Source organism: Flavobacterium sp. (genome assembly GCF_027484205.1).
Classification (GTDB): domain Bacteria; phylum Bacteroidota; class Bacteroidia; order Flavobacteriales; family Flavobacteriaceae; genus Flavobacterium.
In genome coordinates, this window is record NZ_JAIXUB010000015.1 from 181,526 (window position 1) to 192,871 (window position 11,346).

The 11,346-nt window shown below is 31.2% G+C and carries 9 protein-coding genes; 3 read left to right on the forward strand and 6 right to left on the reverse strand.

Going from position 1 to position 11,346, the window contains the following annotated elements; all coding sequences use genetic code 11:
• Positions 1-10 precede the first annotated feature (10 nt).
• The 3 genes from hisG to Q0049_RS06870 all read right to left on the reverse strand — a co-directional run bounded on the left by hisG (position 11) and on the right by Q0049_RS06870 (position 3,052).
• Complete coding sequence (hisG, locus tag Q0049_RS06860) at positions 11-868, reverse strand: ATP phosphoribosyltransferase (protein WP_298117952.1); 858 nt, start codon at positions 866-868, stop codon at positions 11-13.
• Between the two features lie 261 nt (positions 869-1,129).
• Positions 1,130-2,308: a lycopene cyclase family protein gene (locus tag Q0049_RS06865; RefSeq protein WP_298117954.1), complete on the reverse strand. Its 1,179-nt coding sequence runs from the start codon at positions 2,306-2,308 to the stop codon at positions 1,130-1,132.
• Positions 2,309-3,052: a transporter gene (locus Q0049_RS06870; protein WP_298117956.1), complete on the reverse strand. Its 744-nt coding sequence runs from the start codon at positions 3,050-3,052 to the stop codon at positions 2,309-2,311.
• 76 nt (positions 3,053-3,128) lie between these two features.
• Here Q0049_RS06870 and Q0049_RS06875 point away from each other — a divergent pair, with 76 nt between their 5' ends.
• Both Q0049_RS06875 and Q0049_RS06880 read left to right on the forward strand, forming a co-directional pair.
• Positions 3,129-3,776, forward strand: coding sequence for a metal-dependent transcriptional regulator (locus tag Q0049_RS06875; RefSeq protein ID WP_298118787.1), 648 nt, complete (start codon positions 3,129-3,131; stop codon positions 3,774-3,776).
• Position 3,777: 1 nt separating this feature from the next.
• Positions 3,778-4,596 carry a ZIP family metal transporter gene (locus Q0049_RS06880; protein WP_298117959.1) on the forward strand — a complete coding sequence of 273 codons (819 nt, stop codon included), beginning with the start codon at positions 3,778-3,780 and terminating at the stop codon, positions 4,594-4,596.
• Positions 4,597-4,714: 118 nt separating this feature from the next.
• On the opposite strand, the gene feoB is transcribed toward Q0049_RS06880, so the two are convergent.
• The 3 genes from feoB to Q0049_RS06900 form a co-directional block, all read right to left on the reverse strand.
• Positions 4,715-6,820 carry a ferrous iron transport protein B gene (gene feoB, locus Q0049_RS06890; RefSeq protein WP_298117963.1) on the reverse strand — a complete coding sequence of 702 codons (2,106 nt, stop codon included), beginning with the start codon at positions 6,818-6,820 and terminating at the stop codon, positions 4,715-4,717.
• The gene (locus Q0049_RS06895; protein ID WP_298117965.1) at positions 6,820-7,056 is read right to left on the reverse strand and encodes a FeoA family protein; all 237 of its coding nucleotides are present in this window, start codon (positions 7,054-7,056) and stop codon (positions 6,820-6,822) included. The genes feoB and Q0049_RS06895 overlap by 1 nt, the downstream gene beginning before the upstream one ends.
• Positions 7,057-7,162: 106 nt before the next feature.
• On the reverse strand, positions 7,163-7,858 hold the full coding sequence (locus tag Q0049_RS06900; protein ID WP_298117967.1) for an SCO family protein: 696 nt from the start codon (positions 7,856-7,858) through the stop codon (positions 7,163-7,165).
• A gap of 112 nt (positions 7,859-7,970) precedes the next feature.
• On the opposite strand from Q0049_RS06900, the gene Q0049_RS06905 reads away from it, so the two are divergent.
• The gene (locus tag Q0049_RS06905) at positions 7,971-11,345 is read left to right on the forward strand and encodes a T9SS type A sorting domain-containing protein (RefSeq protein ID WP_298117969.1); all 3,375 of its coding nucleotides are present in this window, start codon (positions 7,971-7,973) and stop codon (positions 11,343-11,345) included.
• The last annotated feature ends 1 nt before the right edge of the window (position 11,346 follow it).

Here is an 11,346-nt window from a genome sequence, read left to right on the forward strand (position 1 = left end):
TTAAATTGAATTATCGAATCATTTTTTCTATTGGAATAATCAGAATTCCTTCGGCACCGAGATTTTTGAGTTGTTCTATAATTTCCCAGTAATCGTCATCTTTTATAACCGAATGCAAACTGCTCCAATTTTTATTGACTAGAGGTAAAATAGTTGGTGATTTCATTCCTGGTAACAACGAACAAATTTTTTCGATAGCCGAATTTGGTGCGTTTAGCAAAATATATTTGTTCTGTTTTCCTTCGCGAACGGCTTGCATTCGGAACAATAATTTATCTAAAATGGCTTGATTTTCTGGTGTCAGATTTGGATTTGAAATTAAAACGGCTTCACTTTTAGTAACGGTTGCTGCTTCTTTTAATCCGTTCATCAACAAAGTACTTCCTGTGCTGACAATATCAAAAACAGCATCTGCTAGACCAATACTTGTTGCGATTTCAACGCTTCCGCTGATTTCTTCGATGAAAACGGAAATGTTGTTTTTAGCAAAAAAATCAGTCAAAATTTTAGGATAACTCGTGGCTATTCTCTTTCCGTCAAAGTACTTTAAATCGGTATAGATTTCGTCTTTTGGTATAGCCAATGACATTCTGCAACCTGCAAAACCTAATTGTTGGATAATGTTAACTTCTTTGTTCTTTTCCCAAACTTCATTTTCCCCAAGAATTCCGATATCGGCAACGCCTTGTTCTACGTATTGCGGAATATCATCATCACGTAAGAACAAAATTTCGACTGGAAAGTTTTGGGCAACCGCCTTTAATTTTCGTTCTCCATTTGAAATTTTAATACCACATTCTTCTAGAAGTTGAAGTGATTTTTCACTCAGTCGGCCACTTTTTTGAACCGCAATTTTTAAAGTACTCATTTTTTAATTTGAAATAAAATCTGAGTATATCACGAAGTGTATAAATACAAAAAACCCGTCTTGATATACTCAGACGGGTTTTTAATTATGTTATTTGATTAGCTACAATACATCATTAACTCGCCTGGTTGCAAGAATGATGATGATGTAATTGTGAGATAATCGTGTTCATTGTTTTATTTTGATGGGACAAAACTAGATATAACTTTTGGATTGAAAACTATATTTTATAAAATTTAACATTTGTAAAAGGTTCGTTGTTTAAAATATTCTTCCAAATAATGCTCTAATGAAAAGGCCTTTTGGGCATTTCCAAATCACTTGTAAATCCTCCCAAAACGAAGTTTCTTCGTCTAAAAATTTAAAAATTAATGTTGGATTTCCTTTTTTAAATAAAGCAGAAAATACTTTTGAACCTAAATCATTTCGTCTGAATAAAACATCTAAAAACAACAAATCATAGAACCAAAATTTATCCATTTTATGAAATTTTCTGAAGTCGGATTCTTTGGATAAAAATTGAATTAGAGCTTTCGATTTTTTGGTTGTGTTTTTAAAAGTATAGCCTGTACTTGCTTTTGTCCAACCGCCAACAGAACCAATATGTATGATGTTTTTGGTGTTATGTTTCCAAAATTTATAACTCGTCATGGGAATATTTCCTTGCTCTTTTTCGACGATTTCGTAGTTAGTAATTCCTAATTTTTGAATGTATTTTTGGATTTCGTTTTCGTATTCATCTTTAGAAAGTAAGTCTTTTGAAAACAAAGTATATTCTAATAAAGCTTCGGTCGAAGATGTTGGGAGAACATACATAAATCGAGTATTTCCTCTTTGTTCAACATAAAAATCCATGAAAGTGGCTTTGTTTTTATCAAATACTTCTTCTTTCGATTTTATAAACCATCCAATAAAATGTTGTTGTAACAGTGGATATTTCGATTGACTTTTTACAAGATTTGGGTTGTAAATAGAATTGAAAATTTTATTGCAAGTATAATTTTGTTCCGAACCTTCGGAATCTGTTTTTACGATACAATGATTTCCTAATTCTTCAAAATCAATCACTTTTTGGTTCGCAAAATGAATGTTATTTTGTTTAGAAATTAAATTGAAAACCAGATTGTAAAAATCCAATCCACGAATCATTTTATATTGATACGGATTCAAAACTAAATTTCTTCGAAAATTTGCATCTGCAAAAAGTGCTGCATCCCATTTTTTGGATACGATTTCATCAAATTGAGTAGAATCATCCCAAAAACACCACGTTCGATCATTAGATTTTTTGGGATTTGCTTCGCCTGTTCGACCTTTGGTCTCGGGTTCATCCAATAACAAAATGGTTTTATCATTAAATTTTCCAGATAAAATCATTTCATAAACGGTCATCAAAGCCGATAATCCTGAACCCGTGAAAATGTAGTGATAATGTTGCATTTATATTCGAAATGAAAAACCAAAAGCAAAATAGTTTTTGGGAGCATTTTTTGAAATTCCGATGCCCGATGACAAATCTAACATAAAATTAGGATTTATCAAATAGGTAATTCCACCATCAATACTGTGATTTGACTTTTTATTTTGTGGCATAAAACCAAAAATCTCGATATAACTTCCCAATTTCTCTGTGATTGAATAACCGATTGCATTGGTGTAAATAAATGTTGGTTCAGCAGAAAAACCATCCCATTCAGCTCCAAGATTATAACTTGATGACATTTTTTCTGTTAAAGTATGTTGCATCACAAATCGAAATTCAGGCGCAAAAAATTCCGTTTTAAATTCTTTCGAAGCTGTATTTGTTAACGAAAGATGACCTATGAAAGACGTTTTAGGAATAATTCCTTTTTCATCGGTCAATTTTACTTTGAGACCAACATATATTGGAGAAAATCCGTTTATTTTTTCATTGTTTATCTCTTCTGACAAGAATTCTGTTATCAATCGGAATTCAAAATTTTCATTCACACCATATTTCCAAAGTGATGAAGGCAAGCTTAATGATTTACTGAAGGCATCATTTTTTTGAAAAGTAAATCCGGTTTCCACTTGAAACATTCCTTTTGGAACAATGGCTGGAGTTTCGGTTTGGTCTGGTCTATCTGCTTGAATGGGTTCGCTGTTCTGTGAGTAGATTAATGTTGAAATAAAAAGAAATAGGATAGTTATTTTTGTTTTCATAAATAAATTTTTAGACAAAACTAAAAAATATTTTATTCAATATAAAAAAATTATATATTTGTTGAAAATTATAAGAGTGACTATATCCGAAGAAAACTATATTAAAGTAATTTATCATTTATCATTAGTTTCTCCAAAAGGAGTGAATACCAATGCTATTGCGGGAATGTTAGATACTAAAGCTTCATCTGTAACCGATATGTTGAAGAAATTATCTGAAAAAGAGTTGGTTTCTTATCAAAAGTATCAAGGTGTAACATTGACCGAGAAAGGATTTTATTCGGCTAAAATGATTGTGAGAAAGCATCGTTTATGGGAAGTTTTTTTGGTAGATAAACTCAATTTTTCTTGGGATGAAGTGCATGAAATTGCTGAAGAATTAGAACACATAAAATCGGAGAATTTGATTAATAAATTAGATGCTTTTTTAGATTTTCCATCGTTTGACCCACATGGCGATCCAATTCCGAATGCTGATGGCGAGATTAAAAAAATCAACAAATTATTATTATCAGAAACGGAATTAAATAAAGAATATCAATGTGTTGGTGTGAAAGATTCTTCGTCAGAATTTTTACAGTATTTAGATAAACAAAAAATTGCATTAGGTTCAAAAATCATTGTTAAAGAGAAAGAAAGTTTTGACGATACGTTACTTGTTCAAATTGATTCAAGAGCATTAACTATATCTAATAAAATTGCTAATAATTTATACGTAAAATAATATGTTTCAAACAATTTTAGATTATTTCGAAAGTATTGACCCTATTTTGGCGGCTTTATATGCCACATTATTTACATGGTTTTTAACTGCACTTGGCGCATCATTTGTGTTCTTTTTTAAGAATATGAATCGAGTAGTTCTTGACGGAATGTTAGGATTTACTGGAGGTGTTATGATTGCAGCTAGTTTTTGGAGTTTGCTTGCGCCAGCAATAGAAATGAGTGATGGCGAAGGATTTGTGAAAGTGATTCCTGCAGCAGTTGGATTTGGATTAGGTGCACTTTTTATTTTTGGTTTGGATAAAGTGTTACCACATTTGCATATTAATTTTAAAGAAACTGAAGGTGTAAAATCGCCTTGGCAACGAACAACTTTATTAGTTTTAGCTATAACATTGCACAACATTCCCGAAGGTTTAGCTGTTGGAGTTTTATTTGGTGGAGTTGCCGCAGGAATACCAGAAGCTTCAATTGCTGGTGCGGTAACGTTAGCTATCGGAATTGGAATTCAAAATTTTCCCGAAGGAATTGCTGTTTCAATGCCATTGAGAAGAATGGGAATGAGTCGTTGGAAAAGTTTTATGTATGGTCAATCGTCTGCTTTAGTAGAACCAATTGCCGGAGTTTTAGGCGCAGTTGCAGTAACTTTTTTTACACCACTTTTGCCTTACGCTTTAGCATTTGCTGCTGGAGCAATGATATTTGTAGTTGTTGAAGAAGTAATTCCAGAAACACAACAGGATAAAAATACAGATATTGCTACTCTTGGATTAATAGGCGGATTTATTGTAATGATGACCTTAGATGTTGCTTTAGGTTAATTACAACCGCAATCGTCGTTTCCACAACTTTTCTTAGGCCTTTTTTTACCAAAAAACTTTTGATATAAAAAAACTAGAGCAATTGCTAAGGCAATATAAGTTAGAATTTCTTGTATCATTATTTCAAAAATTGATAGGCAATTAGTGCCGTCACGTAAGCAAAGGCACTCATGAAAACCAATTGAATTATTGGCCATTTCCAAGAATTGGTTTCTTTTTTTACAATAGCTAATGTACTAACGCACTGCATTGCAAAAGCATAAAAAAGAAGTAATGAAATTCCTGTTGCAAAATTGAATATTTTTGTTCCATCAGGTTTAATTTCGGCTGCCATTCTGTTTTTTATAGTATCTTCTTCATCACTATGACTTCCTACACTGTATATAGTTGCTAAAGTTCCAACAAAAACCTCACGAGCAGCAAATGAACTCACAACCGCAATTCCTATTTTCCAATCGTATCCTAAAGGTTTGATAACAGGTTCAATAGATTTTCCTATAATTCCAATGTAGGAATGTTCTAATTTATATTCGGAAACTCTATCTTCAATAACTGAAGGATTGACAGGAATTGGACTCGAATAAACTTGATCTTCAATAATTTTTTGAGCATTCCCAAAATCTTTATTTGGACCATGAGAACCTAAAAACCACAAAATAATTGATAAGGCTAAAATGATTTTTCCCGCACCAAAAACAAAAGCCTTAGTTTTTTCTAAAACATTTATTCCAACATTTTTAAGCATAGGAATTTTATAACTAGGCATTTCCACTACAAAATAAGATTTAGAACTTATTTGTAATATTTTGTTTAAAACATAAGCTGAAAAAATAGCCATGCCAAAACCTAAAAGATACAAAAGCATTAATGTTAAGCCTTGTAAACTCATGAAACCTAATAATTTGTCATCAGGTATAATTAATGAAATTAAAATGGCATAAACCGGTAATCTAGCTGAACAAGTAATGAAAGGAGTTACTAAAATTGTAATTAGTCTTTCTTTCCAATTTTCAATATTTCTTGCACCCATTATAGCAGGAATAGCACAAGCAGTGCCTGAAATTAGCGGAACAACACTCTTTCCGGAAAGTCCAAAACGGCGCATAATTTTATCCATTAAAAAGACTACGCGACTCATATAACCACTTTCCTCAAGAACAGAAATAAAGAGAAAAAGAAAAGCAATTTGTGGAATAAAAATTAATATTCCTCCAATTCCAGGAATGATTCCTTCGCTAATTAAGTTAGTAAATTCTCCTGATGGAAGATTATTTTTTGCATAAGATGCCAAGTTAGCAAACGAACTATCGATGAATTCCATTGGATATTTTGACCATTCAAAAATAGATTGAAAAATTCCAAATAAAATCACGAAGAAAATTAAATAACCAAAGACTTTATGGGTTAAAATTCCGTCAAGTTTTGCGCGAATGTCTGAAGCTTTTGAACGATCAACTTTTTGACCAATTTTTAAAGTGTCATTTATAAATTGATATCTTTTAATGGTTTCTTTTTGTTGCAATCTTTTTAAATCGGCATGACTTTTTGTAAATGAACTTTTCATTTCATTTCGGTCAAGATTTAAGAAATTTACATCTTGAGTAATGACTAACCAAAGTTTGTATAACAATTGATTTGGGAATGCTTTTCTTAATTTATCAAAATAGTCAACATCAATTATTGAAGCATTTAAACAAGGTTCAGTAGAAAGTTTTTTATAATTTAAAATTAAGTTTTTTATGTTATCAATTCCAATATTTTTTCTTGAGCTTACTAAAGCAATTGATGTTTTTAATTCTCTTTCTAATAACGGGATGTCAAGTTCAATTCCTTTTAACTGCATTCTATCACTCATATTAATTACCAAAATAGTGGGTAATTCTAAATCTTTTATTTGAGTGAATAGTAGTAAATTTCTTTTTAAATTTTCAACTTCTGTAACAACTACGACAACATCAGGAAAGTTTTCGTCTTTTTTATTCATTAAAAGTTCAATGACAACATTTTCATCAATTGAACTAGCATTTAAACTGTAAGTTCCAGGTAAATCAAGAATAGTTGCTTTAATATTTTCAGAGAGTTTGCAAGTTCCTATTTTCTTTTCAACAGTTATTCCTGGGTAATTTCCAACTTGTTGATGCAAACCTGTGAGTTGATTAAATACCGATGTTTTTCCTGTGTTAGGATTTCCAATTAATGCAACTTTGATGTTTTCTTGTGCCATTAATTTTGATTTACAATGACAACATTAATTTCTTTTGCAGTTTCCAGTCTGATTGCAACGTGCGAATCATTAACAATAAAGTATAAAGGACAACCAAAAGGAGCGATTTGAATTAATTCAATTGAATTGCCAGGCAAACATCCCATTTCAAGAAGTTTGAGCGGAATTTGATCGATATTAAAGTCGGAAATAATGCCTTTCTGACCTTTTTTAAGATTATCAATTGTATTTTGCACAGCTTTATTTAGATTGAATTAAAATACAAAAATACATATTTGAACTGTATTTTATATGATAAATATCAATTTTAAGTTTTTATTTCAATTTGTTTGAAAAACAGAATTACTTTTCTTCAGATGAAAGAAAAATAATGTCTTGCAGAAGTTGTTTAACATTTTTAATTCCTGGTTCCGTTGGACCATCAAGATTAGTTCCATCATAAAATCCGCGAACCCTTTTTTTAGAATCAACCAAAACAAAATTTTCTGTATGAACCATGTCATATAATTCTTCTGGCTTTCCTGTTTTTACAGCCAAATAAGATTTTCTTGCTATGTAGTAAATATCTTTTTTATCACCAGTTACTAAATTCCATTTTGAATCGATAACACCTTTTTTAACGGCATATTTTTTTAAAACCGGAACACTATCAATATCTGGTGTTACAGAGTGAGATAGCAACATTACTTTAGAATTATTTTTAATTTGATTTTGTAACCAAACCATATTGTCTGTCATTTTTGGACAAATTGTTGGGCAAGTAGTAAAGAAAAAATCAGCAACATAAATTTTTCCTTCATAATCTTTTTGTGTTATAATTTTTCCGTTCTGGTTTGTAAATTTAAAATCAGCAATTATATGGTCATTAGCTACATATTGAATAGTTGAATCTACTAATTCAGGATTAACATCACTTGGATTATAAATAGGTAAAGTTTTTTTTGGTTTTAAAACCGAATAGAACAAAGAAATCGTAATTATAGAAAAAACTATAAAAAAGCCAATCAAATATTTGTATTTTTTTATTGCAGACAGCATTTGCGAAATTTTTTACAAAAGTAAATAATCAATGATTATAAATTACTAAACGACTGTTAAAGAGTTATAATATTGTGAATTATTTACATATATTTGGGCAAAATTATCAAATATGAAAAAGTCCCCATTACTTATTACACTATTGATTTGTTTTAACGCATTTTCGCAATTCAATAGAAATGCGCCTTGGATGCAAGAAAATCCAAATGCTTCTACAAGAGAATTATCAATTGATGAAATCAAACAATCATTTGATGAATATTGGATAAATAGAGATAAAAAGAAAAAAGGTAGCGGTTATAAACCTTTCATGCGTTGGGAAAACCATTGGAGAAACAATACAAATGAAAATGGGTTTTTAATAACACCACAGCAAACTTGGGATGCTTTTAATCAAAAGAAAGCTAGAATAGCTAGTAGAAGTTCAAGTGCTGTTTTGGTTCCAACAAGCAACTGGCAACCCATTGGACCAATTAGTAATTCAAAACCAAATTCTATTGCTGCTCGTGGAAGAGTTAATATCGTTCATGTTGATCCATCAAATCCAAATACACTATACATGGGTACGCCTGCAGGAGGAATTTGGAAATCTATAAATTCAGGAACTTCGTGGACACCACTTTCAGATAATTTACCACAAATTGGAGTTTCTGGAATTGCTGTTGATTATTCAAATTCAAATGTAATTTACATTGCAACTGGAGATAAAGACGCAACAGATACTTATTCAATAGGAGTTTTAAAATCAACAGATGGTGGATCAACTTGGAATACAACTGGTTTATCTTTTACAAATACAAGTACAACAGCTGGAGATATTGTTATTCATCCAACAAATAATCAAATTTTGTGGTGTGCAACAAGTGTAGGTTTGTATAAAACCACCGATGCAGGTGCAACTTGGACTGTTGTGCAAGCAGGAGATTTTGCTCAAGGAACAATTAGATTAAAACCTAATGATCCAACGGTTGTATATGCAACTTCTAATAATAGATTTTATCGTTCAACAAATTCTGGAACTTCATTCTCTGTAATAACAACAGGTCTTCCAACGTCAAACGGAAGAATGATCCTAGATGTTACACCAGCAAATTCTAATTATATATATATTCTTGCTTCTACAACATCAAGTGGTTTTCAAGGTATTTATCGTTCTATAAATGGTGGAACAACTTGGATAAAAACATCAGGAACAGTTAATTATTTAGAGTCAACTCAAGCTTGGTATGATTTAGCTTTAGCAGTTTCGCCTACAAATGCAAATGAGTTATACACAGGTTGTTTAAATATTTGGAAATCCACAGATGGTGGTGCAACAGCTAGTGCGATTAATAGTTGGAGTAATTATACACCTTCTTTTACACATGCAGATATTCATTATTTAGGTTACTTCAACAACAAACTGTATTGCGGAAGTGATGGAGGAATTTATGTTTCTGATAATGGTGGAACAGTATTTACTGACAAAACAGGGGAAGCGCAAATAGGTCAATTTTATAAAATTTCAGTTTCAAAACAAACTGCCTCAAAAATTTCAGGAGGAACACAAGATAATGGTGGATATGCATATAGTAGTGGATTATGGAGAGATTATCACGGTGGAGATGGAATGGATAATGCAATAAGTCCTGTAAATAGTAATATTTATTATGGATTTATATATAATGGAGATGCAATGTATATAAGTAGCAACTCAGGTACATCTTTGTCATCTTCAGTCACTGCTCCAACAGGTGAATCAGGTAATTGGGTGACACCTCTTATTGCTAATAATTCTGGAGAAGTTTATTCAGGATTTACAAAATTATTTAAACTTAATGGTTCAGGTTGGACACAACAAAGTACCGGAAATATTGGTTCAGGAAATATAGACTATTTAGCTGTCGATCCATCAAATGACGATATAATGTATGTTTCAAATGGTGCAGGTTTATATAAAAGTACTGATAGAGGAATTAATTTCAGTTTAGTTTACACAGCATCGTCAAGTATAACATCTGTTGACGTTCATTCTTCAAATAGTTCAATAGTATATTTAACTACTGCAGGAACATCTGGTTTAGCTATGAAATCAGTTACAGGTGGAACATCTTTTACTTCTTTTAGTGAAGGATTACCAAATATTGGAAAAAATATAATCGTTCATCAAGGTAGAAATTTAAACAATCCTCTTTATATCGGAACAACTTTAGGTGTTTATTACAGAGACGATACTATGACACAATGGGAACCTTTTGAAACAAATCTTCCTAATGTTCCTGTAACAGATTTAGAAATAAATCTTGAAGATTCAAAAATAATTGCAGCAACTTATGGAAGAGGTGTTTGGCAAACTGATATTCCTGTTGTTGCTCCAAATGATGATATTAAATTTTCTGAAATTCAAGCACCAACTACAGTTGCTGTAAGTTGTAATGGAAATGTCAATCCACAAGTTTCAGTTAAAAACAATGGATTAAACCCTATTAGTTCGGTAAGTTTTAATTATTCAATTAATGCAACTCCTTATACATATAATTGGACAGGAACAATAAATCCTATTCAAACCATATCTATTAATTTGCCTTCTACCGTTTTAACAAAAGGAGCTTATACTCTAAATATAAATTCAACTATTGTAAATGATGCTTTTAATGATAATAATTCAGGTTCTTCAAATTTCTATTTGAATGATGCAGGAACTGTAAATGTCACAAATCCTTTTGATACTGTAGCTTCAGAATTATTAGAATATAATGAAGGATCAACAACAGGATTGTGGACAAGAGGAGCAAGAACAGGCGGAATGTTAGCAACAGGAACAAATCAAGTTTATGCAACTACTTTAAGTGGAAATTATCCTGATTTGGTTAAATCTTATTTAGTATCTCAATGTTATAATTTAACTACGTTATCAAGTCCTCAAATTAGTTTCAAAATGGCTTATGATTTAGAAGTTAATTGGGATTTAGTATATGTTCAATATACTACAGATGGCGGACAAAATTGGAACGTTTTAGGTAGCGTGGGAGCAAACTGGTACAATAGCGATAGAACACCTGAAACAGCAGGAAATGATTGTTACAATTGTGTAGGCGCTCAATGGACAGGAACAAACGCAGCTTTGACAACTTATACGTATTCATTAGCAGCTTTGAGTTCTGAATCAAATGTTATTTTCAGATTTGTTTTCCAATCTGATGAAGCAGTTAATAATCAAGGTGTTGTAATTGATGATTTCCTAATAAGTGGAACACTTGCAAATGCAGATTTTGAAGTTGAAAACATTTCTATTTATCCAAATCCTTCAAATGGTATTTTCAATATTGCATCAGGAAATTTATCAATAGAAAAAGTTGAAGTTTACGATGTAACAGGTAAAGTAATTAAATCAAATAGTACTGGAAACAATTCATCAATTGATTTGACTGATGCGTCTAGCGGAATTTATTTTGTAAAAATTACCGCAAACGAACAATCAACAGTTAAAAGAATAATTAAAAAATAAG

Bases quoted from the DNA above. Each gene is read 5' to 3' on its own strand.
- feoB (WP_298117963.1), bottom strand. From the start codon at position 6,820: ATGGCACAAGAAAACATCAAAGTTGCATTAATTGGAAATCCTAACACA.
- Q0049_RS06870 (WP_298117956.1), bottom strand. From the start codon at position 3,052: ATGAAAACAAAAATAACTATCCTATTTCTTTTTATTTCAACATTAATC.
- Q0049_RS06865 (WP_298117954.1), bottom strand. From the start codon at position 2,308: ATGCAACATTATCACTACATTTTCACGGGTTCAGGATTATCGGCTTTG.
- hisG (WP_298117952.1), bottom strand. From the start codon at position 868: ATGAGTACTTTAAAAATTGCGGTTCAAAAAAGTGGCCGACTGAGTGAA.
- Q0049_RS06880 (WP_298117959.1), top strand. From the start codon at position 3,778: ATGTTTCAAACAATTTTAGATTATTTCGAAAGTATTGACCCTATTTTG.
- Q0049_RS06900 (WP_298117967.1), bottom strand. From the start codon at position 7,858: ATGCTGTCTGCAATAAAAAAATACAAATATTTGATTGGCTTTTTTATA.
- Q0049_RS06905 (WP_298117969.1), top strand. From the start codon at position 7,971: ATGAAAAAGTCCCCATTACTTATTACACTATTGATTTGTTTTAACGCA.